Annotated in this window: 17 protein-coding genes, 1 pseudogene and 1 riboswitch; of the genes and pseudogenes, 6 read left to right on the top strand and 12 right to left on the bottom strand. The window is 65.9% G+C overall.

The genetic code is table 11. The annotated features are described in order from the left end of the window. Nucleotides 1-68: 68 nt before the first annotated feature. From cbiB to HLH45_RS22025, 7 genes and pseudogenes are all read right to left on the bottom strand, one after another. Entirely contained in the window at nt 69-983 is a 915-nt protein-coding gene (gene cbiB / locus HLH45_RS20140) for an adenosylcobinamide-phosphate synthase CbiB (RefSeq protein ID WP_008571052.1), read from the bottom strand. Between the two features lie 70 nt (nt 984-1,053). Further along, on the bottom strand, nt 1,054-1,665 hold the full coding sequence (cobO, locus tag HLH45_RS20145; RefSeq protein WP_008571051.1) for a cob(I)yrinic acid a,c-diamide adenosyltransferase: 612 nt from the start codon (nt 1,663-1,665) through the stop codon (nt 1,054-1,056). Continuing rightward, nucleotides 1,662-2,273 (bottom strand): hypothetical protein, encoded by a 612-nt coding sequence (locus tag HLH45_RS20150; protein WP_008571050.1) that lies wholly within the window; start codon nt 2,271-2,273, stop codon nt 1,662-1,664. Before HLH45_RS20150 ends, cobO begins: the two co-directional genes overlap by 4 nt. Next, nucleotides 2,273-2,866, bottom strand: coding sequence for a hypothetical protein (locus HLH45_RS20155; RefSeq protein ID WP_033478385.1), 594 nt, complete (start codon nt 2,864-2,866; stop codon nt 2,273-2,275). Before HLH45_RS20155 ends, HLH45_RS20150 begins: the two co-directional genes overlap by 1 nt. A 279-nt stretch (nt 2,867-3,145) precedes the next feature. Then, complete coding sequence (gene btuB, locus HLH45_RS20160; RefSeq protein WP_046931920.1) at nt 3,146-5,023, bottom strand: TonB-dependent vitamin B12 receptor; 1,878 nt, start codon at nt 5,021-5,023, stop codon at nt 3,146-3,148. 114 nt (nt 5,024-5,137) lie between these two features. Then, nucleotides 5,138-5,361, bottom strand: a riboswitch (cobalamin riboswitch). A 145-nt stretch (nt 5,362-5,506) separates the two neighbouring features. Then, nucleotides 5,507-8,092 carry an ATP-dependent chaperone ClpB gene (clpB, locus tag HLH45_RS20165; protein ID WP_008571047.1) on the bottom strand — a complete coding sequence of 862 codons (2,586 nt, stop codon included), beginning with the start codon at nt 8,090-8,092 and terminating at the stop codon, nt 5,507-5,509. 282 nt (nt 8,093-8,374) lie between these two features. Further along, nucleotides 8,375-8,900 (bottom strand): annotated as a pseudogene (locus tag HLH45_RS22025) (ATP-binding cassette domain-containing protein); the annotation flags it as partial. 179 nt (nt 8,901-9,079) lie between these two features. On the opposite strand from HLH45_RS22025, the gene HLH45_RS20175 reads away from it, so the two are divergent. Both HLH45_RS20175 and HLH45_RS20180 read left to right on the top strand, forming a co-directional pair. Continuing rightward, nucleotides 9,080-9,406, top strand: a complete 327-nt coding sequence (locus tag HLH45_RS20175; protein ID WP_033479402.1) for a GIY-YIG nuclease family protein — start codon at nt 9,080-9,082, stop codon at nt 9,404-9,406. Nucleotides 9,407-9,450: 44 nt separating this feature from the next. Next, nucleotides 9,451-10,158 (top strand): glutathione S-transferase, encoded by a 708-nt coding sequence (locus tag HLH45_RS20180; protein ID WP_008577808.1) that lies wholly within the window; start codon nt 9,451-9,453, stop codon nt 10,156-10,158. Nucleotides 10,159-10,384: 226 nt separating this feature from the next. Here HLH45_RS20180 and HLH45_RS20185 read toward each other — a convergent pair whose 3' ends face one another. From HLH45_RS20185 to HLH45_RS20205, 5 genes are all read right to left on the bottom strand, one after another. Then, on the bottom strand, nt 10,385-11,203 hold the full coding sequence (locus HLH45_RS20185; RefSeq protein WP_008577807.1) for a DUF3014 domain-containing protein: 819 nt from the start codon (nt 11,201-11,203) through the stop codon (nt 10,385-10,387). Between the two features lie 294 nt (nt 11,204-11,497). Continuing rightward, the gene (locus HLH45_RS20190; RefSeq protein WP_008577806.1) at nt 11,498-12,655 is read right to left on the bottom strand and encodes a lysozyme inhibitor LprI family protein; all 1,158 of its coding nucleotides are present in this window, start codon (nt 12,653-12,655) and stop codon (nt 11,498-11,500) included. A gap of 8 nt (nt 12,656-12,663) precedes the next feature. Continuing rightward, nucleotides 12,664-14,265 (bottom strand): SulP family inorganic anion transporter, encoded by a 1,602-nt coding sequence (locus tag HLH45_RS20195; RefSeq protein ID WP_033479398.1) that lies wholly within the window; start codon nt 14,263-14,265, stop codon nt 12,664-12,666. Nucleotides 14,266-14,402: 137 nt separating this feature from the next. After that, a complete protein-coding gene (locus HLH45_RS20200) occupies nt 14,403-15,467 on the bottom strand; it encodes an XAC2610-related protein (protein ID WP_033479396.1) in 1,065 nt (354 codons plus the stop codon). Beyond that, the gene (locus HLH45_RS20205; RefSeq protein WP_011348323.1) at nt 15,434-15,907 is read right to left on the bottom strand and encodes a DUF3574 domain-containing protein; all 474 of its coding nucleotides are present in this window, start codon (nt 15,905-15,907) and stop codon (nt 15,434-15,436) included. Before HLH45_RS20205 ends, HLH45_RS20200 begins: the two co-directional genes overlap by 34 nt. Before the next feature lie 222 nt (nt 15,908-16,129). Here HLH45_RS20205 and HLH45_RS20210 point away from each other — a divergent pair, with 222 nt between their 5' ends. The 4 genes from HLH45_RS20210 (at nt 16,130) to otsA (ending at nt 22,663) form a co-directional block, all read left to right on the top strand. After that, nucleotides 16,130-18,565, top strand: coding sequence for a TonB-dependent receptor plug domain-containing protein (locus HLH45_RS20210; RefSeq protein WP_008577802.1), 2,436 nt, complete (start codon nt 16,130-16,132; stop codon nt 18,563-18,565). Between the two features lie 148 nt (nt 18,566-18,713). Next, complete coding sequence (gene otsB, locus HLH45_RS20215; RefSeq protein ID WP_033479394.1) at nt 18,714-19,472, top strand: trehalose-phosphatase; 759 nt, start codon at nt 18,714-18,716, stop codon at nt 19,470-19,472. A 48-nt stretch (nt 19,473-19,520) separates the two neighbouring features. Next, a complete protein-coding gene (locus HLH45_RS20220; protein ID WP_008577800.1) occupies nt 19,521-21,299 on the top strand; it encodes a glycoside hydrolase family 15 protein in 1,779 nt (592 codons plus the stop codon). Then, nucleotides 21,296-22,663 carry an alpha,alpha-trehalose-phosphate synthase (UDP-forming) gene (otsA, locus tag HLH45_RS20225; RefSeq protein ID WP_008577799.1) on the top strand — a complete coding sequence of 456 codons (1,368 nt, stop codon included), beginning with the start codon at nt 21,296-21,298 and terminating at the stop codon, nt 22,661-22,663. The genes HLH45_RS20220 and otsA overlap by 4 nt, the downstream gene beginning before the upstream one ends. The last annotated feature ends 502 nt before the right edge of the window (nt 22,664-23,165 follow it).

The raw sequence follows: 23,165 nt of genomic DNA on the forward strand, positions 1-23,165 counted from the left end.
GCTACCTGCGCCGGCGTGAACGGTGCGCCGGTGCGTGTTGGTGAAACGCCAGGCCATCCGCGTGCCGATCATCGCATCGCCAGCGCGGTTGCCAGCGCGCCCAGCAGCAGCCAGAACGCGACCCCGGCACGCACCAGCCGCAATGCGCGTTGCACGCTGTTTGCGCTTGCTGCCGCGCCCTCGCCCAGCGCGGGGCGCGGCTGCCAATGGCCGTGGTACGGCGCAGGCCCGCCCAATCGGACATGCAGCGCGCCTGCGCCCGCCGCCATCACGGGGCCGGCATTGGGGCTCTTCCAGCCGCGTCCCTGCCGCCACGCGCAGCGCATGCCCGCACGGGTGCGACCCAGCACGGCGTAGGTCGCTGCGGTGAGCCGCGCCGGCAGCCAGTTCAACGCATCGTCGATGCGCGCCGCGGCCCAGCCGAAGTTGACGTAGCGCGGCGTGCGATAGCCCCACATGGCATCCAGCGTATTGGACAGCCGGTACAACACCGCGCCCGGTGCGCCCAGCGCGACGCCCCAGAACAGCGCGGCGAACACGGCGTCGCTGCCGTTTTCCAAGACCGACTCGGTCGCTGCGGCAGCGACTTGGGTAGCGTCCAGCGCAGCCGTATCGCGGCTGACGATACGACCCACTGCAGCGCGGGCGGCAGGCAGATCAGTGACCTGCAGCGCATCGATCACCGCTTGCGCGTGTTCGCCCAGGCTACGCAGGCCCAGCGCCAGATACAGCGTGATCGCGGCAAACGCGGCCGCCGCCCAGGGCGACACGCACCACAGCCCCCATTGCACCACTGCAGCGACGCAGGTCAACGGCAACACGCTCACGCACCACGCCAGGACGCCCGCGCTGCGTCGGTTGGAGTGCAGGCGCGCTTCGATACGTTGCGCCCAGGTGCCGAACAACACCAGCGGATGTCCGCGCCGCGGCTCGCCGAGCAGCAAATCCAGCAGCACGGCAACGGTGGCAGTCACCAGCAGCATGGCGTGCAGTCCCGGCGCATGCCAGCCAACATGCCGAGCCATGCAAGGCATTGCGCGCGCACGCCCACGGCTACAGCTCGATGCCGAGTTGCGCCTTGATGCCGGCATTGAAGGCGTGCTTGACCAGGCGCATCTCGGTCACGGTGTCGGCGAGCTCGATCAACCCGGCCGGCGCGCCGCGCCCGGTAATCACCACATGCTGGCCGGGCGGCCGCGCGGCCACGGCGGCAAGCACCTCATCCAGCGCGATGTAGTCCTTCACCAGGGCGATGTTGAGTTCGTCCAGCAGCAAGAAGTCGTAGCGCGCATCGGCCAGCATGCCGCGCGCACGCTGCCAGGCCGCCTGCGCGGCGGCGATGTCGCGTGCGCGGTCCTGGGTTTCCCAGGTGAAGCCTTCGCCCATGACGTGGTAATCGAGCAGATCCGGAAAGCGACGGAAAAACGCCTCTTCGCCGGTCGAAAACGTGCCCTTGATGAATTGCACCACGCCGCAATGCAGGCCATGCCCAAGCGAGCGCGCCAGCATGCCGAAGCCGGACGAGCTCTTGCCCTTGCCATTGCCGGTATTGACCAGCAGCACACCGCGGTCGATCACTGCACGTGCGATGCGCCGGTCGATCAATTCCTTCTTGCGCTGCGCACGTTCGCGGTAATGCGCCTCATCGTGCTCGGGGGTGGTCATGCGCGTGCTCCCATGGGTGGACGTGCACCAGCGGCGCGGTGTGCAGCCAACAGGGCGAAAGCCAGGCCGATATAGCCGGCCAGTGTTGCAAGTGCGTGTGGATAGTCCGCCGGCACGCGCGCAATGAACCCGCTGAGCGTGGCATGCGGGTAGCGACCAGACAGGAAATAGAAACCGGCCTTGGAGAGCACATAGGCGGCGCTGCCGCTGATCAGCAAGGCCAACAGCGGCCCGGTGACGCGACGCCAGGCCTGGCGCTGCAGTTGCGATGCAAACAGCAGCCCGCCCCACCACAACGCGGCGTACGCCAATGCCAACGCCCAGTACGCCGGCGACAGGCACCAGTCGCTGCTGCTGCCCGAGGCCAGGCCGATCAGATCCAGCAGCGATACGATCCCGAACAGCAGCGGCAACATCCACAGCGGGCGTAGCAGCGCACCGGCCAGAAAAAATACCGCCCATGAGGCCGTGGGCAAGGCATCCACATTTGCAAAATGCTCGCCGCGCGCACAGACCATCAAGCCGGCAAGTGCGATGCCGCACGCTCTGGCCGCTGTGCCGTGCAACGGCAACGGCAACGGTGTCGCTGCAGCGCGCCGCGCCACCATCAAGACACGTCCGATGGCGTGGACAACGGCGCTGCGGCGTGCAGATGACGCCAGCGCAGCACGCACCATGCGGCTGCCAGCACCACCGCCAGATACAGCGCTGTCGTGCGCACGAACAACGGCCCCCACTGCCAGGCGCGCTGCAGGTACTGCGCCCAGTGCGGGTCGGCATAGCGCCCGCCCCACCAGTAGAACGCGCCATTGGAGATCAAGAACGACAGCACGGCGGCCAAGGTGCCCAGACCCCAGGCGATGCTCAGCGACGCAGCGCCTGGCCGCCCACGTGCGAGAGATGCGCGCCCGGCGTACCAGAGCACGCCATAGGCCACCGGCAAGGCCGCGTAGGCCGCCGTGATGCAGAAGTCGCTGACGCCGGCCAGGCGCACTGCAGCCCAATCGATCACCACCGACAACCCCAGCAAGGCAACGAAGTCGCCGTGCCGCCGCAATGCCAGGCCGCCGAGAAAGAACACCGCCATCGAGGCATCCGGCAGGTGCAGCCAGTCACTGACATGATGGAAGCGGGTCGCGGTCATCAGCAGCATCGAAGCGATGAACACCAGGCGTTCGCACGAGCGGGATAAAGGCGGCATCGATGGTCTCCTTCAGATTTTCGATCGCCACCCGGATGGCGCAACAGACATCTGGCAAATGATCGCCCCCTGCAAACCGTAGCGATCCTTGCACCCAGCGGCAAGCGCCGACTGCGCAGCCGGTGTCGGCGGCGCGCTTGGACGGGCTAACACAATGTCGCGCGCACTTGCCAGGTGCATGAGGACAGCAGGAGCAGACGCAGTATCCGCCTGGTCCATGCGGATCCGGGCACCGCCCGCAACCATGCGGTGGCTGCGCGGTCGTGTCGTCGGCTGCTCTCAGTGCGCCGGTTGGTAGCGGAAGGTCAGCAGATAATTGCGGCCTGGGTGGGCGTACCAGCGTGCGGTTTCGTAGTGGCGGTCGAACACATTGTTGGCGGCAAATTGCACCTTCCAGTCTGCATTCGCTGCATAACTCACGCGCAGATCCAGCAAGCCGTAGCCGGCCAACCGATCGGCATTGGCCAGATCGTCGTAGCGAGCACCCGAACCGAACAGGCTTGCGCCAATGCCGAATGCACCGATGCTGCGGTCGGCATCGATACGCCCGCTCTGGCGCGCACGCCGCGGCAACCAATTGCCATGATTGACTTCACCATCGGCCTGCGGCGCAAGCCAGGTCAACGCGCTGCGCACGGTCCAGCCGGCCAGCGCGGTGTCGTAGCCGGCTTCCACGCCGCGGATGCGCGCCCGATCGATATTGTTCGGCTGCCCGAACGGGTGCGTGGCGTCCACCAACGACGCGTCGTAGGCGATGAGATCGTCAATACGGGTCTGGAACGCGCTGAGCGTCCAGGTGCCCCAATCGTAGCGACCGCGCAGACCGAGCTCGGCACTCCTGGAGGTTTCCGGCCCGAGCAGCGGGTTGCCGTAATCGGGGTAGTACAACTCGTTGAAGGTGGGTGCCTTGAACGCAGTGCCGTAGCTGGCCGTCAGGCGCAGGCGCTCGGCCAGATCCCAACCCCACAGCAGGCTGCCGGTAGTCTTGCCGCCGAACTGGCTGTTGTCGTTGCGGCGCAGGCTGGCCTGCAGCGATTGGCTGCCAAAGGTCTGCTGCCACTGCGCAAATGCGGCGCGGTCGATGCGGCTGTCGGCATCGTAATTGTCGCTGCTGGCGATGGCGTCGCGCTGCCAATCGAAGCCGACCGTGAGCAGACCGGGGCCGGTGTCGAGATCGGCCTGCAACGCACCCTGCTTGCGGCGGGTGTCGTAGGTCGACAGGTAGGCGCCTTGGTAATACGCATCGCTCAGATCGGCGCTGGCGCCCACGCTGGCAGTGAGCGTGAGCGCCTCGCTCGGCGCATAGCGCACGCGGCCGCCGATGGCCTGCTGCACGCCCTTGCCCAGATTGCCGCCGAATGCCGAACCGTCGTATTCGTTGCGGCTCTGCGCGCGCATTGCATGCACATCGGCATCCCACTGGCGATTGAAACGCCAGCCGCCCTGCGCGCTCAACGAATCGTTGCGATAGCCGTCGCGGTCCGGGTCATAGGCGCTGGAGCTGGTATCCAGATACGCGTTGATACCGTCGGTTTCGTCGTGCACGGCGTTCACCGAATACCAACCACCGGCATCGCTCAGATCGCCCGGGCTGCGCCCGGCGATGCCCGCGCCGTAGCGGCGCGCGTTGTCGCTACCGGCCGCCACGCTCAAGGTCGGCACGACACTGCCTTGCGGGCGTCGGGTAAAGATCTGGATCACACCGCCCAGCGCTTCGGAGCCATACAAGCTGGAAAACGGGCCACGCACGATTTCGATGCGTTCGATCTGCTCGATCGGCACATCCTGCAGCGCCGCACCGCCGGCGGTCGCCGAGCCGATGCGCACGCCATCGATCAGCACCACCACCTGGTCGGCCTCGGTGCCGCGCAGGAACAGCGAGGTCGCCTTGCCGGGTCCGCCATTGTTGGCCAGCGACACGCCCGCTTCGCCGCGCAACAGGTCCTGCAGCGAATTGACCTGACGACGCTCGATCTGTGCGCGGTCGATCACCGTGACCGGTGCCAGGGCCTGGTCCTGGGTCTGTGCGGTGCGCGAGGCGGTGACCACGACTTGGTCCAGATCGATGGCGGCCTCGGCCTGAGCCGCAGTGGCAGCGCACAGCGACAGCCCGACGACGAGCACGGCACGACGCGGCGAAACGGAAGAAAGGGACATCAACTGCTGCTCCTGGAACCGCGCCAACCCGCGCGTGGGCAATCGGGCGGCAAGCAGCAACGGGCCAGGCGTCCGGCGCGCAGCGTCAGACGAGCAAGGCCACGCCCACCGCGTGCCGGGTCAATCCCTCAGGCCGGTCTCCGGGCTCGCGAGTGGAAGCTGGTGCTTCCGATGCCGCGCCTTCCCATGCGGCTGCACAGTGGCATGTTGCGGCACCTGGCCTCGCCCACCGTTGCGGGGGCAGCTCCGGAATTGCGCCTGGCCCAAGGCGACGCGCGCACCGGATTCCCGTTTAAACCACCGGCCAACCGGCAGTCACCTCAGGGGCGCGCATGGTAGCAGGATTGGCGCACCGCGCCGCCGAGATCGGCGGCGACGGCCAGAGGCACGTTCCAGCTCGACGTAGGAGCGCACCTGGGCGCGATGGGCGTTCCCGGTAAAGCCATCGCCCACGTGCGCTCCTACGCCGTGCGGGCCGCGTACTCAGTCCTTGGTAAACACCAGCCGCCCGCCGTCGGCGCGCACGCGCACGCTCTCGCCGCTGAGATACTGGCCGGACAGGATCTGCTGCGCCAACGGGTTCTCCACCTGCGACTGGATCGCGCGTTTGAGCGGGCGCGCGCCGTACACCGGATCGAAGCCGACATTGCCCAGCACCTCCAGCGCCGCATCGTCCAGGTCCAGCTTGAGTCCGCGCTCGGCCAGGCGTTTTTCCAGGCCTTGCAACTGGATGCGCGCAATCGACTTGATCTGCGCCTTGTCCAGCGGATGGAACACCACGATGTCGTCCAGCCGGTTGATGAACTCCGGGCGGAAGTGCGCCTGCACCACGCCCATCACCGCGGCCTTCATCTGCGTGTACGCCTCGGCACTATCGTCGCCGGACAGCTCCTGGATCTGGTGCGAGCCCAGGTTGGAGGTCATCACGATGACGGTATTGCGGAAGTCCACGGTGCGGCCCTGGCCATCGGTCAGGCGACCATCGTCGAGTACCTGCAGCAGGATGTTGAACACATCCGGATGCGCCTTTTCCACTTCGTCCAGCAGGATCAGCGAATACGGACGACGACGCACGGCCTCGGTGAGGTAACCGCCCTCTTCATAGCCCACATAGCCAGGAGGCGCGCCGATCAGGCGTGCGACCGAATGCTTCTCCATGAACTCGCTCATGTCGATGCGGATCATCGCCTCGGTGCTGTCGAACAGGAAATCCGCCAGCGCCTTGCACAGTTCGGTCTTGCCCACGCCGGTGGGACCTAAGAACAGGAACGAGCCACTGGGGCGGTTCGGGTCGGACAGGCCGGCACGCGAGCGGCGCACCGCATCGGACACCACCTTGATCGCCTCGTTCTGACCGACCACGCGATGATGCAATTCGTCTTCCATGCGCAACAACTTGTCGCGCTCGCCTTCGAGCATCTTGTTGACCGGAATGCCGGTCCAGCGCGACACAACTTCGGCGATTTCCTCGGCGGTCACGCGGTCCTGCACCAGCTTGAAATCGTGGTGTTCCACCTCGTTGGCCAGCAGCATCTGCTTTTCCAGTTGCGGCAGCACGCCGTACTGGATCTCGCTCATCTTGGCGTAGTCCTGGCGGCGCTGTGCGGCCTCCAGTTCCAGCTTTGCGTGCTCGATCTGCTCCTTGATCTTGGTGGTGCCCTGCAGCGCGGCCTTTTCCGACTTCCACACTTCATTGAGGTCGGAAAACTCGCGTTCGAGCTTGTCGATATCGCTTTCCAGATCGGCCAGGCGCTGCCGCGAGGCCTCGTCCTTTTCCTTCTTGAGCATCTCGCGCTGGATCTTGAGCTGGATCAGGCGGCGCTCCAGGCGGTCGAGTTCTTCGGGCTTGGAGTCGATCTCCATGCGGATACGCGAGGCCGCTTCGTCCATCAGGTCGATGGCCTTGTCCGGCAGCTGGCGGTCGGTGATGTAGCGGTTGGACAGCGTGGCCGCGGCCACGATGGCCGGGTCGGTGATCTCCACGCCGTGATGCACCGCGTAGCGCTCCTTCAGGCCGCGCAGGATCGCGATGGTGTCTTCCACAGTCGGCTCGCCCACGAACACTTTCTGGAAACGGCGCTCCAGTGCGGCGTCTTTTTCGATGTACTTGCGGTATTCGTCCAGCGTGGTGGCGCCGATGCAATGCAGCTCGCCGCGTGCCAGCGCCGGCTTGAGCATGTTGCCGGCATCCATCGCGCCATCGGCCTTGCCGGCCCCGACCATGATGTGCAGCTCGTCGATGAACAGGATGATCTGGCCCTCGTTCTTCGACAGGTCGCTGAGCACGGCCTTCAGGCGCTCTTCGAATTCGCCGCGGAATTTGGCGCCGGCGATCAACGCGCCCATGTCCAGCGAGAGCACGCGCTTGCCGCGCAGGCCTTCGGGCACTTCGCCGTTGATGATGCGCTGGGCCAGGCCTTCGACAATGGCGGTCTTGCCCACGCCGGGCTCGCCGATCAGCACCGGGTTGTTCTTGGTGCGCCGTTGCAGCACCTGGATGGTGCGGCGGATTTCCTCGTCGCGGCCGATCACCGGATCGAGCTTGCCGCTCTCGGCGCGTGCGGTCAGGTCGATGGTGTATTTCTCCAGCGCCTGGCGCTGTTCTTCGGCGTTTTCAGACTGCACGGTTTCCCCGCCACGCAGCTTGTCGATGGCCGCTTCGATCTTCTTCTTGTCGCCACCGGCCGCGCGCAACGCCACGCCCAGCGGGCTGGCATCGTCGGCAGCGGCCAGCACGAACCATTCGCTGGCGATGAACGCGTCGCCATGTTGCTGGGCGAGCTTGTCGGTCTGGTTGAGCAGGCGATTGAGATCGTTGCCGATCGACAGATTGCCTTCCTGCCCGGACACCTTGGGCAGCGTGTCCAGCGCCTCGCCCAGGCGCTCGCGCAGCAGCGGTACGTTGACGCCGGCCTGCGACAGCAGCGGGCGCGTGCTGCCGCCGCTCTGGTCGAGCAGCGCGGCCAGCACGTGCACCGGCTCGATGATGTTGTGGTCGCGGCCCACAGCCAGCGACTGCGCGTCGGCCAGCGCCTGCTGGAACCGCGAGGTGAGCTTGTCCATCCGCATGGGAGATCCTCTGAACAGGTGGCCGGCACCGCCGGCGATACCGTGCAGATGCGGTTGGCGAGCGAGGTTTCAAGGTTTGCCGGTGCTGGAGATGCAAGCGGCCAGGCCGGCGCTGCCCAGGCGGCTCGGCGAAGCGGTGTAAGTGGCGGTGTAAGTGCAGGTGGCTTCCGCAGGGTGACGCACCCGCCAGCCACGCCGCGTGTCGCCCTGGGCGGTGGGTGAAACGGTGCGCAGGGGCCGGTATGGTCGCGGGAGCTGAGCCCCACACGCGCGGGGCTGGGGGATGCGTTGCAACGGCGAGGCTTCCTGTGCCGTTGCCTCGCGGGGTGCCGCATGGCGCGTCTGCGCCTTCGGGGCAGCTGGCTCCGGCACCTGTGTCGCGCCCAGCAGACGCGACAGCACCTGTGCCTGGATCGTCGCCAGCGCCGGCAGCCCGGGCGCACGCGGATGCGGCACGGGCCCGCCACATCCAGGCCGACCTTGCCGTGATCGAGCACCACGATGCGATCGGCCAGCGCGCTCACCTCGGCCACGTCTTGGGTGACCAACACCAACGCAAACCCGTGCTGCCGCCACAACCGCACGATTTGCTGCTGCATCACGATTAGTTGCTGCATCACGATACGGCTCGATGCATCCAGCGCCCCAACGGTTCGTCCAGCAGCAACAGCCGCGGCCGATGCACCAATGCACGTGCCGGCGCCACCGGCCGACGTTGGCCGCCGGACAGCGTGGACGGCCACGCGTTGCCGCGCATGCCCAGGCCCACCGCGTCCAGCGCCTGCTGCGCCTGCGCGCGACCGGCCCGGCGCCGCACGACTGGCGTGCAGGCAACAAGACCAGCTCGACCGAGCGATGCGATACGGCATGCTGTTTGCCGGCGCCCCAAGCGTCTAGTAACCAATGCTTAGGTGGTTATTCAGTCCGGTGCGTTGGCGGTAGCGAATGCACCAAGCTCTGTCATGCATGCACGCTGCACAATCGCGCATGAGTGGCGATAATGCGCCGATGGATGCTCCCAAGCCCTGGCACCTCTACCTGCTGCTATGTCGCAACGGCAGCTATTACTCCGGCATTACCAACGATCTGGAGCGGCGCTTCCAGGCCCATCTGCGTGGTACTGGTGCGCGTTACACGCGTGCCAATCCGCCCGTGCAGCTGCTCGCCAGCCACCGGTACCCGGACCGCGCCAGCGCTTCGCGCGCAGAGTGCGCGCTCAAGCGCCAGCCACGTGCGCGCAAGCTCGCCTGGCTGCAGGCACAACCGAACGGTGCGGAGTCACAACCTGCTGACGCATCGATCACGCCCGTCTAGCCGTCGTTTTTCTACCCTGCAGCGCCCGACATGCGGAGCGGCGCATGCATTATCAGCTGTACTACTGGACCGGTCTGCAAGGCCGCGGCGAATTCGTGCGACTGGCACTGGAAGACGCCGGCGCGGCCTACACCGATGTCGCACGTATCCAGGGCGACGAGGTCATGACGGCGTTTTTGCAAGGCGAGCAGGTGGGCGCGCAGCCGTTTGCACCACCATTTCTCAAAGCCGGCGACGTGGTGGTGGCACAGGTCGCGGCGATCCTGCACTTCATCGGGCCACAGCTGCAATTGGTGCCCGATTCGGAACCACAGCGGCTACAGGCGCTGCAATTGCAGCTGACCATCGCCGATCTGGTGGCCGAGGTGCACGATACGCACCACCCGATCGCAACCGGCCTGTATTACGAAGACCAACAAGCCGAAGCGGCCAAGCGTGCGCAGGACCTGCGTGAAAACCGCTTGCCCAAATTCCTGGGCTATTTCGAGCAGGTACTGCAACAGGCTGGCGGTACGCACGTGCTCGGCACGCATTCGTACGTGGATCTATCGTTGTTCCAGTTGGTGAGTGGCCTGGAGTACATGTTCCCCAGACGCATGGCGACGTTGGCCAAAAACTTGCCAGGGCTGAAGGCGCTGCAGCGGCACGTGGCGCAACGGCCGCGCGTTGCGGCCTATCTGGCGTCCGAACGACGCGTGTCCTTCAATACCAACGGCATCTTCCGCCATTACCCGGAGCTGGATGCGGCATAGGCAGCGGCAGCGAGGGCGCTGCGGCCGGTCGCAACAGGCTGGCGCCGCATGAGGGTGCGGCGCGGCACGCGGTGCTCATTGCTGCGAGCGATCACGCAACCACGCCACCTGATCCTGAGCGACGCGTGCAGCGTTACGTCGTGTACGTACGCACCCACCCAGGTGCGAAGGCCGCAGGTCGCCTGACATGCGGCGTTCGCTCTCCGGGAGTGGGAAGCCAGCGGCCTCAGCGCCCCTGCAGCAAGGCCGTGCGAATCCGCTGCAGTTGCGCCTTGACTGCAGCCGCTTGCGTCGGCCCCAGGCGCAGCAGTGCCTTCTGCCCCACCGACAGCGATTCCAGCGATGGGTCGACGAAGCGGTAGCGGCCACGGTCGTCGCGTTGCACGCCGATCGGCTGCGTCGGCTCAGGCGTGCGCAGCAAGTGGTCGATCACATCGACGACGCGGTCGTTGAAGTAACGATCCGGCGCGCCCAGATCCGCGTACGCCTGCTGAAACAGTGGATAGAAGCGCACATAGCTGCGCGCCATGGCCTGCGCATCCACGCTGGTGAATGCGGCCACGTAAGGTGCATAGCGCGCCGCATTGGCCTGATCGAGCACCGGATGATCGCCTGTGCCGGCCACCTGCAACTCGCCAGGCACCGGCTGCAGCACCAAGGCACGGCGGCTGATGCTGGGTTGGGTGAGGTTGTCGATCATCACCACCACGCGTTCGATCAGGTGCTTGCGCAACACGATCGACAACGCGTCATCGTCCTGCACCAACGCCCGCAGCGCTTGCCACGCGGCATCGTCGCTTTGCGCCAACGCAGGAATCGCAGCATCGGCAGCGTCGGCCGATGCTGCCGGCACCGGATGACGCGGCTCGCCACTGGCCGGCGTCGGCTGTGGGCTGACCGCAGCGGCCACAGCACTGGCGGTACGGCTGATGGGTGCAGGCAAGGTGCCCTGCGGATCGGGCGGGCCGCTGAACAGCCACCACGCGGCGCCAGCGATCAAGGGGACCGCCAACAACCACGGCCAGCGCGAGGATTTGCTTTGCATCGTGGAACTCCTGACATCGACAACATCCAGTGTGTGACCGTGGGATGCTGCGGTGGTTCCATCGATTTACGGTGTCGCTCGTTGAGCCGCTTGACGCTGGACGTGACGCACTACGCTCGCAACCATGGGAAACGCAGCGCCCGGCTCGCCGGCTGTCTCACCGTCGCGGGATTCTTGGCGGCATGAATGCCGCCAAGGAGCCACAGAGACGTACTTGCAGCGTGTCCTGCGATGGTGGGCGGGCAAGGGCCGTGTAGCGGACCGGCAGAAGCTTCGCTGCGCGATCCACGCCGCTTAGCCGACGAAATCCAATCGCGCGTTCACCAAAGCCGCGACAATTGCAGCGGCAACCTGTTCGGCCTGCCTGGCCGGCATGTGCTTTTCGCTTACCAGCCAGGCGGCCGTCTCTGCGCGCACCTTCGGCAACAGCGCGCGCGCAGCGTTGCGCTCGGCTGCCGGCCAGTCGCTGTCGTCGCCGGACCACGCAGCAATCGCCTGATCCGGATCGTTGCCGTAGCGCTTGCGCAACTCCGGCTGCAGGTACAGTGCCGGCGACACGGCAGCCCGGAGCGCGATGATCTGCCACTCGGCGTAGCTGGCATAGCGAATGGTGCCTGCGTCCTTGCTCAAGGCTTCGATCAGTCCTGCGAATACGTCATCCAGCTGTTTCCAGCTCGGTCGCGCGAACAGCCCACCGGGCGGCTCGCAGATCGGCGCGAAACTGTCGCGTGTCGAACCATAGAGCGGGCCGAACGCCTCATAAGCCGGCTCGCCCACTGCAGCGAAGATGAAGCAATGCACATACGGCCGCTCGGAACGATCTTCGCGCTCGATCCACATGCGCAACAAGGTCAGCACACGCTGTTGCTGTTGCATGGCGGGCGCGCCTTCCACATCGTCGAGCAAGGACGCTGCGAAATCGTCGGTCTTGCGCAACGCCTTGCGTGCGCTTTCAAAACGCGCGCTCGCCAACGCCGCATCCACGCCAGCGGCAGGCACGAAGTCATGCAGATACGCCAGCCATGCCGATGCCAGCGGCGCGTCGTAGCCCTGCAACTGGCGCGCAGCGTCCGCTGGCGTTTTCGGGATGCTGGCGATGATGCGGTCCAGCGTTTGCTGCTGGGCGTCGAGTGTCTTGCCCAGCGCATCGACCCTTGTCTTCAAGCTGCGTTGCAGGCAGGCATCTACCTTGGCGTCCTGCGCGCAGGCATTGCGCTGGCGCAACCAGGCGCGTTGCTGATCGCGCACTGCGGTGAGCGAGGCGCGCGGTGTGGTGTCCAGCACGCCGCGGTAGGCCTCATCCAGCTGATCGTCCAGCTGGCCGAGCGCCGGCACCGCGCACAGCCGCTTTTCCACCGGCGTGCCCGCCTGCTTGCAGTCGAACGACGCCGACCATGCGGCGCCAGCGCTCAGCACCAAAGCGCCAGCCACAATGCTCTGCACGACACGCATCCGATAAGTCACTGCAACGCCTCCTTGCGCGCCGGCAGCAGCGACAGCAGCAGCAGCGTCGCCGCCAGCGCCACATAGGCACCGACGAACTGCCAGCTGATCACCCGCGCCAGGCCTTGCAGCGACCACGGCAGGTAGATGCCGCCGCGCGGGTCCACCGAGTGGATCAGGCCGAACAGGGTCAGCCCGGCAGCTACCAGCAGGAACGCCGCGCCGCGTCGCAAGCGGCCGTCGATCATCGCCGCCACCGTGGCGATCCATAGCATCGCGGTGATGATGAAGCCATTGCCCAGCGCGAAGATCACTGCCAGCTCCGGCAACCCGTGGCCATCGACCTTGGTGGTCAGCGCGACCAGCTGATCCGGTGCAATCCAGCCCGGCGCCTTGATCGTCAGCAGGTACGCGACCGACGGCAGAAAGCCCAGCACCATCGCACCGGAATGCTGCCTGGGCGTGGCCTGGAATGCCTGGGTGGTGATGTCGATGGAGACATACACGATGATTGGCGCCAGCACGGCCAGCGGCAGCCACTGCACCAAGCCGCTGATCACGCCAAGCATGCCGCCGATCCCGATGAACACCCCGGTCAGCAGCGTGTAACCGGAGCGCGCGCCCATGTGCTTGTACGCGGGCTGGCCGATGTAGGGCGTGGTCTGCGCAACGCCGCCGCAGACGCCGGCCACCAGCGTGGCCAAGGCTTCCACCAGCAGGATGTCGCGGGTGCGGTAATCGTCGCCGGCCGCGCGCGCGCTCTCGCTGACGTTGATGCCGCCCACCACCATCAACAAGCCGAACGGCAACAGCAACGGCAGGTACGCCACCGTGGCCGGCAGGCCGTCGATAAAGCCCAGCGTCGGCAGCGGCAGCACGATCTGCGGCGGATTCCACGCCGGCAAGGCGAAGCCGGGGGCACCCAATCCCGCCAGGCCAAGCCCGTAATACAACGCGGTGCCGATCACGAACGCCACCAGCACGCCGGGCAATTTGGTCGGCAGGCGGCCCTTGGCGAGCAGCACATACAGCAGCAGGCCCAAGGTAACGAAGCCGGCCACCGGCGAACGGAGCGTTTCCAGCAATGGCAGCAAGCCCATCAGCACCAGCGCGATACCGGCGATGGAACCGAGCAGGGCCGCCCGCGGCAGCGCGCGCGTCACCGCTTCGCCTGCGAAGGACAGCACCAGCTTGAGCAGGCCCATCACCACCAACGCGGCCATGCCCAGTTTCCAGGTGGCGATCGCGGCGGCCTGCGGATCCAGCCCTTGCGCTTTGAAGCCGGCAAATGCCGGGCCGAGCACCAGCAGCGCCATGCCGATGCTGGTGGGCGCATCCAGGCCCAGCGGCATGGCAGTGACGTCGTCGCGCCCGGTGCGTGCGGCCAGCCGCCGCGCCATCAGGGTGTACAGCAGGTTGCCCACCAGCACGCCGAACGCGGTGCCGGGGAACATGCGCTGGAACACGACGTCGGCCGGGAACTGGAAGATGCCGACCAGGGCCATCGCGATGAAGCCAAGGATAGACAGGTTGTCGACCACCAGGCCGAAGAAACCATTGAGATCGCCAGCGACGAACCAGCGCGGCGCAGCCGCAGGACGCGAAGAGGGAGCCGACATGAGAACCAGAGAAGCGTGGGGGTCGGCCGATGGTAGCCGCTGCATTGCGGGGACGACAGCGGCGCGGTGGATCAGAGCGTGTCGTGGCCAGGGGCCGTCGGGCTGTCCGTGAGCAGGCAGCCCGGCGCCATCGCCCGCTACTGCATCGCCGCATCCACCTCGATCCAGCCCACGCTGTCGCTGCGGCCGGCGCTGCGATAACGCACCTGCAACCGCGTACCATCGGCGCTGACGTCCAGCGCATCGGCCTGATCGCCGCGCACCAGATAGCGTTTGGTGACGGTGGCCGTCGGCGTGGCGTACAGCGGCAAACGCCTCACCTGTACGTGCAGTTGCACCGGCATCGGTTCCTCGAGCGTGGTACCGATTTCGCTTGCCACCTTGACGCCGCGCGGGTCGTACATCGGCCACACCGACAGCGGCATGCCATCCTCGCTTCCCGAATCCAGCAACGCCTGGATCTGCGGCGACTCGATCCGCTGCTGCGTCCGCCAAACGTACAACCGCCCGCCAGCGTCGTAGCGGTAGACATCCGCATACCACATCGGCCCACCGCGGCAGGAACTGGTCAGGCTGCGCTGCTGTTGATCGGCAACCAGATTGAAGAATCCTTCGCACTGCACCGCCGGGCGCGTCGGTGCAGCAAGCGCATGAAAGCGGCGCTGTGCAGGATCGAACACAAAGACCCAGACCGCCTCGTTGACCTGACCCAGCATCGCCGACACCGCAAGATCCGGGCGCCCGTCGAAGTTGTAGTCGTCGCTGCGCAGCTGCACGCCGCCTTCGCCATCGTCCACATTCGCGTCGAACCACTGTTCGGCATCGCCGGGAGACAGCACCACATGCAGGCGCTGGCCGACCAAGGTGGCGGTCGCACGGGTCTGCGCATCCAGCGTCAGACGAAGGCTTGTGTCGTCTGCCGCAGCGCCGAACGCCAGTCCGCCTGCCATCGCAACCCACAGTGCGCGGGCGGCGCGGACGGGCGACAAATGCAAGAAGCCAAGGCGCATGCGCAGCTGGCTCGAACCTGTGCGCAGACACTCGCTCGCCGGCTGCGCACGCGATGCCCGCCAATGCATGAAGACGCGCGACATACGCCGATCGACGCTGGCGAGCGTGGCGGTCGGCAACTGCACGGACCTGTCGGTGCGCAAGCCGGCCAGCGGACTCAGAACGACACCTCCACCGGCTGCCGCGACCACAGCACCGACTGGTGTCCGGTGGCCTGCTTCCAGGCCAGCCGGATCGCTTCGATGTCGTTGCGCCGTTGCGGGGTGTCCTCGTGCAGGATCACCAGCACCTTGGTGCCCAGCCGGTTCGGCTCCTTTGCGCCGCGGAACAACCATTGACCGTAGGCGTCGAACACGGTCAGACCATCGGGAAAGCGCGGGGTCACTTCCTTGTCCAGAAACGCGCGCCATTGGGTTTCGTCGATGGTGCGGGTCTGCGGGCGGTCGGCCGGGCCGGATTCTTCGCCCACGCCGAAATACAACTCGCTGCGCACCCAACCCCGTGCCGCCGCCGGCCGCGCTGCATCGCCCTGCAGGCTGGCAGTGGTCGCGGTCGGCACGGTGCCGGGCGCGGTGGCGCAAGCGGTCAACGCCAGCATGGCGGCAAGCAGGCAAGACGGCAGCAACTTCATCGACTTCTCCACAACAGGTCTGGGGGGGGGCACTTGGGGCAGGCTCATGCAAGGCCGATATCAGCTCATGCCGGCGCGCACGCACTGTGCCATCTCGCGCCGCCCTGAACAACGCGATAATATCTTTCCATCCGGATGAATGTGGACGATCCGCCCCCTTGCGCCCCAGCCCGGCCGGATGCCGACCGCGCGGCGCGTTGCAGTTGCAGGAGAGAGAACAGCATGACCCGCCCCACCCTTTCGGTGATTGGCCTGGCCATCGCCGCCGTGCTCAGCGCCAACGCGCAAGCCCAGCAGGCCGATGCCGGTGCCACCACCCTGGACACCGTGATCGTCACCGGCACCCGTGCCAGCGACCGCACCGTGCTGGAATCCACCGTGCCGGTGGACGTGCTCACCGCCGAAGACATCCGCAAGGCCGGCGTGGTCAACGGCGAGCTGGGCAGCGCCCTGCAGGCGCTGCTGCCTTCCTTCAATTTCCCGCGTCAGTCCAACTCCGGCGGCGCCGACCATATCCGCGCCGCGCAGCTGCGCGGGCTCTCGCCCGACCAGGTGCTGGTGCTGGTCAACGGCAAGCGCCGCCATACCTCGGCGCTGGTCAACACCGACAGCAAGATCGGCAAGGGCACCACGCCGGTGGATTTCAATTCCATCCCGATCAACGCGATCAAGCGCATCGAAGTGCTGCGCGACGGGGCCGGCGCGCAATACGGCTCGGATGCGATTGCCGGCGTCATCAACGTGATCCTGGACGACAACCCCGAGCGCGGCGAACTGGAAGCCAGCTTCGGCGCCTACAACACCGACGTGAAGCCGATCGACCGCCGCGTCACCGACGGCCAGACCAGCTATGCCAGCGCAAAGGTGGGCACGCTGCTGGGCGACGACGGCGGCTTCTTCAAGGTTGGCGTGGAGCTGAAGAACCGCGAGGCCACCAACCGCGCCGGCTTCGACCAGATTCCCTCGTTCGAAGAACAGACCCCGGCCAATCTGGCGCTGCGGGGCCAGCGCAATTACGTGCTCGGCGATGGCGCCACCAAGGGCCTGAATGCCTGGCTCAACACCAAGGTGCCATTCAGCGCCAGCGGCGAGTTCTACGCCTTCGGCACCTACAACCAGCGCGATACCGAAGGCGCCAATTACTTCCGCTACCCGGACGGCAGCGCCAACTGGCGCGAGATCTACCCCAATGGCTACCGCCCGATCTCCGAAGGCGAGAATCGCGACCTGCAACTCGTGGCCGGTGCGCGCGGGCAATGGGGCAGCTGGGATTACGACGCCAGCGTCAACTACGGCCGCAACGACTTCACCTACCGGCTACGCAATTCGCTCAATGCATCGCTGGGACCCGGCAGCCCCACACGCTTCAAGACCGGTGATTTCGCCTTCGCGCAGACCGTGGGCAACATCGACCTGACCCGCGTGTTCGACGCCGCCGGCGCCACGCACACGTTCGGCACCGGCGCCGAGTTCCGCCGCGAGCAATACCGCACCCACGCCGGCGATCCGGCCAGCTACGCGGCCGGCCCGTTCACCGATCGTCCCACCGGCTCGCAGGCCGGCGGCGGGCTCACTCCGCAGGACGAGGCCGACCTGTCGCGCAACGTGGCCAGCGCCTACGCCAACGTCTCCAGCCAGTTCGGCGACAAGTTCTCCACCGACCTGGCTGGCCGCTACGAGCATTACCAGGATTTCGGCAGCCAGTGGACCGGCAAACTGGCCGCACGCTACGCATTCGCACCGGCCTTTGCGCTGCGTGGCGCCATCTCCAACAACGTGCGTGCGCCTTCGCTCAGCCAGATCGGCTATGAAGCCACTTCCACCGGTTACGACGCCGCCGGCCGCCTGACCCAGGGTCGCCTGCTGTCGGTCAACAACCCCATCGCGCGCGGACTGGGCGCCACCGATCTGAAGCCGGAAAAGTCGGTCAATTACAGCCTGGGCTTCACCAGCAAGCTGGGCGATCACTTCGACGTGTCGCTGGACTTTTTCCAGATCGATATCGACGACCGCATTGCGCTGTCCGAAGACATCACCGGCGATGCGCTGACCAGCTTCGTGCAGCAGAACTACGGCGTCACCGGGGTGCAGAGCGCCAGCTATTTCCTCAACGCCGCCGATACCCGCACCCGCGGCGCCGAGCTGGTCGCCAACTGGCGTCAGTACGCCTTCGGCGGCGACCTGCTGCTGACCGGCACCTACAGCTACGCCAAGACCGAGTTGGAAAACATCATCGCCACCCCGGCCCAGTTGCTCGCATTGAACCCGGAGTACGTGCTGTTCGGCGTGGAAGAAAGCAACACGCTCACCGACGCCGCACCGCGCACCCGCGCCTCGCTTGCCGCGAACTGGAGCAACGAGCACTGGAACCTGCAGACCCGCGTCAACCGCTACGGCAGCGCCACGCGCGTGTTCGATTTCGGTGGCGGCTTCGTGCCGCGCCAGACCTACGGCGCCGAGTGGCAACTGGACCTGGAAACCGAATATCACCTGGGCACGCAATGGACGCTGGCCATCGGCGGGCAGAACATCCTGGACAACTACTCGGACCGTTCCATCGACGACATCGCCTACTTCGGCAACCTGCCCTACGACGTGCTCTCGCCGATCGGCAGCAACGGCGCGTATTGGTATGGGCGGGTGCGGTACAGCTTCTGATTCGGGATTCGGGATTCGGGATTCGGGATTCGGGATTCGGGATTCGGGATTGGCAAACATCGTACTTCGTGCGAATCCCCAATCCCGACTCACGAATCTCCGCCGTTCCATAACCTGAATCTCACACCCCATTGCGCACACTAGCGCAATGGCAGACGCGCATTCCCCCCTACCGTCGCCGCCATTGCTGGACGATGCCTGTGCATTGTTTCTGGACGTGGACGGCACCCTCATCGACTTTGCCGACCGCCCCGAGGCGGTGAAGCTATTGCCCGAAGTGCGCGAGGCCATCGGCCTGCTGAGCGAGCGTCTCAACGGCGCCGTTGCGCTGGTCAGCGGCCGGCCGCTTGCCCAGCTGGACGCCCTGTTCGCGCCATTGCTGCTGCCGGCCGCCGGTCTGCACGGGCACCAACTGCGTAGCGATCGCGCGGCACGCGCGGCAATGCCGCAAGACACGTCCGAGTGGCTGCACGGCCTGCATCAACGTGCCGCGGCGCTGACGCACCAGCATCCAGGCGTGCTGGTCGAAGACAAGGGTGCCAGCGTGGCACTGCACTGGCGCGCCCGGCCGCAGGCCGGCCCCGAGGTGCTCGCCTTCGCGCAGCAGGAAATTGCACAGCTTTCCGGTTATCGCCTGCAGCCAGGCGACCACGTGGTGGAATTCGTGCCCGAAGGCAGCAACAAGGGCCTGGCGGTCGAGCAACTGATGCAGCACGGCACCTTCGCCGGCCGCACGCCGGTGTTCGTCGGCGACGACCTCACCGACGAATTCGGCTTCGACGCCGCCAACCGGCTCGGTGGCTGGAGCGTGCTGGTCGGCGATCGCGCACAGACCAGCGCGCGCTTTCGCGTCGGTGGCACCGCCGACGTACACGCGTGGTTGCAACGCAACGCACGCAGCCGCTGAGCACAGCGCACCTTCTCTCATTCACTTCAACAGGATCGTTTGCACTCCATGACCGAGCCAAACCTGGATCTGGGCGTCATCGGCAACTGCAGTTTCGGTGCATTGGTCGATCGGCAGGCACGTGTGGTGTGGAGTTGCCTGCCGGCATTCGATGGCGACCCGGCCTTTTGCACGCTGCTTTCGCCCAAGACCGAAGGCGGCGACTTTGCCGTGGAACTGGAAGATTTTGCCAGCAGCGAGCAGCACTACCTGCCCAATACCGCCGTGCTGCGCACAGTGTTGCGCGATAGCCACGGTGGCGAGCTGGAAGTCATCGACTTCGCGCCGCGCTGGCGCAACAACGGACGCTTCTATCGGCCTGTGAGCATCATCCGCCAGATCCGGCCACTGAGCGGCAACCCGCGCATCATCGTGCGCGCCCGCCCGCTGGCCGACTGGGGCGGCCGCACGCCGGACACCACCTGGGGCAGCAATCACATCCGTTGGGTGTTGCCGGAATTCACCCTGCGCCTGACCACCGATGTGCCGGTGCGCTTCGTACGCGACGGCTTGCCGTTCGTGCTCAGCCATCCGGTGAGCCTGGTGCTGGGCGTGGACGAATCGCTGACCCGCTCGCTCACCGGTTACGTGCAGGAAGCGCAGGAACGCACCGAAGAATACTGGCGCGAATGGGTGCGCTACCTGTCCATTCCGCTGGACTGGCAGGAAGCGGTGATTCGCAGCGCAATCACGCTGAAGTTGTGCCAGTACGAAGACAGCGGCGCGATCATCGCGGCGATGACCACCTCGATTCCGGAAGCGCCCAACACGCCGCGCAACTGGGACTACCGCTATTGCTGGCTGCGCGACGCCGCCTTCGTGGTGCGTGCGCTCAACCGGCTCGGCGCGACCCGCACGATGGAGCAGTTCATCGGCTACATCTTCAATATCGCCACTACCGACGGCACCATGCAGCCGCTGTACGGCATCGGCTTCGAATCGCAACTGGAAGAACACGAAGTCGATACCATGGCCGGCTACCGCGGCATGGGGCCGGTGCGGCGCGGCAACCTGGCGTGGATCCAGCAGCAGCACGATGTCTATGGCAGCGTGGTGCTGGCGTCCACACAGCTGTTCTTCGACCTGCGCCTGAAGGATCAAGGCGATGCCGACACCTTCCGCCGGCTTGAACCGCTGGGCGAGCGCGCCTATGCGTTGCATAACGTGCCCGATGCCGGCCTGTGGGAATTTCGCGGCCGTGCCGAAGTGCATACCTACACCGCGGCGATGTGCTGGGCGGCCTGCGATCGCCTGTCCAAGATCGCCGACCGGCTGGTGCTGCCCGAGCGCAGCAGCTACTGGCGCGAACGTGCCGACAGCATCCGCGAACGCGTGTTGAGCGAGGCCTGGAGCGAGGAGCGCGGCCATTTCACCGACACCCTCGGCGGCCACCGGCTCGATGCATCGCTCTTGCTGCTGGCCGATATCGGCATCGTCGCCAACGACGACAGCCGCTTCGTGCGCACGGTCGAGGCGGTCGGTCGCGTGCTCAAGCACGGCGATGCGCTATACCGCTACATCGCACCGGATGACTTCGGTGAGCCGGAAACCAGCTTCACCATCTGCACCTTCTGGTACATCGATGCACTGGCTGCGATCGGGCGCAAGGACGAGGCGCGTGAATTGTTCGAGCGCATCCTTTCGCGCCGCAATCACCTGGGCTTGCTGTCGGAAGATCTATCGTTCGAGGACGGCGAAGCCTGGGGGAATTTCCCTCAGACCTATTCGCATGTTGGCTTGATCATCGCAGCGATGCGCTTGTCGCGGAGCTGGCAGGAGGCGTCATGAGTCGTTTGGTGGTGGTATCCAACCGCGTTGCGGTGCCCGGCGAAACCCGCGCCGGTGGCCTGGCAGTTGGCCTGTTGGCGGCGCTCAAGGAACGCGGCGGCATGTGGTTCGGCTGGAGCGGCAAGACCGTGCGCGGCGACAGCGGCGGCATGCACGAGCAGACCGAAGGCGACATCACCTTCGTCACCATGGACCTCAACAAGCGCGACATCGATTCGTACTACAACGGCTTCGCCAATCGCACGCTGTGGCCCTTGCTGCACTTCCGCCTGGACCTGGTCGATTACGATCGCGCTACCCGCGAAGGCTATATGCGCGTCAACCGGCTGTTTGCCGAGAAACTCGCGCCGCTGCTGAAAGACAGCGACACGCTGTGGATCCACGATTACCACATGATTCCGCTCGGCGCGATGCTGCGCGAGCTGGGCGTGGGCTGCAAGATGGGCTTCTTCCTGCACGTGCCGATGCCTTCAGCCGATCTGGTGCAGGCCATGCCCGATCACGCGCGCCTGTTCAGTACCTTCTATGCATACGACCTGGTCGGCTTCCAGACCCAGCGCGATGCCGAACGTTTCAAGGCCTATGTGCGCCTGTTCGGCGGTGGCCGCATTCTGGAAGGCGACCTGGTGGAAGGCCCGGGTGGACGCCGCTTCACCGCCTCTTCGTTTCCGATCGGGATCGATACCGACCTGATTGCCCACCAGGCCAAGGCCTCTGCCGGCAAGCAGGCGGTGCGTGATCTGCGCGAAAGCCTGCGTGGCCGACAGTTGGCCATCGGCGTGGACCGCTTGGATTATTCCAAGGGGTTGCCGGAGCGCTTTCAGGGCTTCGAGCGTTACCTGGAGCGGTATCCGGATCAATCCGGCAGCCTGACCTATCTGCAAATTGCACCGGTCTCGCGCGGCGATGTCACCGAATACCGTCAATTGCGCAGCCAGCTCGAACAGATCGCCGGCCACATCAATGGCGGACATGCAGAGCCGGACTGGACGCCGCTGCGCTACGTCAACCAGAACTTCAGCCATGCCACGCTGACAGGCTTCTATCGCGCGGCCTCGGTGTGTCTGGTCACGCCACTGCGCGATGGCATGAACCTGGTTGCCAAGGAATTTGTGGCCGCGCAGGACCCGGCAGACCCGGGCGTGCTGGTGTTGTCGCTGTTTGCAGGTGCAGCCGATGAAATGAAGGAAGCGCTGCTGGTCAATCCGCACGATCTGGACGGCGTGGCCGACGCGATCGCCACAGCGGCAAGCATGCCGTTGGCAAGCCGCATCGAACGCTGGCACGCAATGATGGACCACCTGCGCAAGAACAACATCAACCACTGGCGCCAGCGCTATCTGCAAGCGCTCTCTGAGGTGTAGGGCAAACCTTCTTCCGCCGCGACATTGTCCTGCTTCATGAGGAAGAAAGTGGCCGAAAGGCCGATGAAGGTACGGGCGCAATTAACCTGAAGTCCGTAGTTCCCGGAGGACTTCCTACGTGATGCAGCCACATTGAGCCGCGGCGATGTCCGACCAAGCTGCCCCGACGCGCAAGGGGATGAATACCTCGGACCTCGATAGCCTGTCGCTGCACTCGACATGGCAGTCACAGGCAACGCCACGTGCGCCGCTACGCCCTGCGCTTCCATCGTGGTCGCGCTGAGCAGCAGCGCATGTCGACCCCGGCTCTGCAAGCAACGGACCGCACTTGGCAAAGCGTTCGACATCCGCATGTTTCCGCTATGCCAAACGTGCAGGTTGGAACGCTGGTTCCTATTCCGTCACGGACAAAGGGCGTGTGGAGGTCTAAAATATTCACATGATTAGCGCTGAGGACCCTGGGAGGGGCTGCGCGTTCATAGCGTTCAACGTTCGTCTCTGG

This window comes from Xanthomonas euvesicatoria (assembly GCF_013112235.1).
Classification (GTDB): Bacteria; Pseudomonadota; Gammaproteobacteria; order Xanthomonadales; family Xanthomonadaceae; genus Xanthomonas; species Xanthomonas euvesicatoria.

Coding starts and splice junctions, on each gene's coding strand:
- cbiB (WP_008571052.1), bottom strand. CDS start 983: ATGCTGCTGGTGACTGCCACCGTTGCCGTGCTGCTGGATTTGCTGCTC.
- cobO (WP_008571051.1), bottom strand. CDS start 1,665: ATGACCACCCCCGAGCACGATGAGGCGCATTACCGCGAACGTGCGCAG.
- HLH45_RS20150 (WP_008571050.1), bottom strand. CDS start 2,273: ATGGTGGCGCGGCGCGCTGCAGCGACACCGTTGCCGTTGCCGTTGCAC.
- HLH45_RS20155 (WP_033478385.1), bottom strand. CDS start 2,866: ATGCCGCCTTTATCCCGCTCGTGCGAACGCCTGGTGTTCATCGCTTCG.
- btuB (WP_046931920.1), bottom strand. CDS start 5,023: ATGTCCCTTTCTTCCGTTTCGCCGCGTCGTGCCGTGCTCGTCGTCGGG.
- clpB (WP_008571047.1), bottom strand. CDS start 8,092: ATGCGGATGGACAAGCTCACCTCGCGGTTCCAGCAGGCGCTGGCCGAC.
- HLH45_RS20175 (WP_033479402.1), top strand. CDS start 9,080: ATGAGTGGCGATAATGCGCCGATGGATGCTCCCAAGCCCTGGCACCTC.
- HLH45_RS20180 (WP_008577808.1), top strand. CDS start 9,451: ATGCATTATCAGCTGTACTACTGGACCGGTCTGCAAGGCCGCGGCGAA.
- HLH45_RS20185 (WP_008577807.1), bottom strand. CDS start 11,203: ATGCAAAGCAAATCCTCGCGCTGGCCGTGGTTGTTGGCGGTCCCCTTG.
- HLH45_RS20190 (WP_008577806.1), bottom strand. CDS start 12,655: ATGCGTGTCGTGCAGAGCATTGTGGCTGGCGCTTTGGTGCTGAGCGCT.
- HLH45_RS20195 (WP_033479398.1), bottom strand. CDS start 14,265: ATGTCGGCTCCCTCTTCGCGTCCTGCGGCTGCGCCGCGCTGGTTCGTC.
- HLH45_RS20205 (WP_011348323.1), bottom strand. CDS start 15,907: ATGAAGTTGCTGCCGTCTTGCCTGCTTGCCGCCATGCTGGCGTTGACC.
- HLH45_RS20210 (WP_008577802.1), top strand. CDS start 16,130: ATGACCCGCCCCACCCTTTCGGTGATTGGCCTGGCCATCGCCGCCGTG.
- otsB (WP_033479394.1), top strand. CDS start 18,714: ATGGCAGACGCGCATTCCCCCCTACCGTCGCCGCCATTGCTGGACGAT.
- HLH45_RS20220 (WP_008577800.1), top strand. CDS start 19,521: ATGACCGAGCCAAACCTGGATCTGGGCGTCATCGGCAACTGCAGTTTC.
- otsA (WP_008577799.1), top strand. CDS start 21,296: ATGAGTCGTTTGGTGGTGGTATCCAACCGCGTTGCGGTGCCCGGCGAA.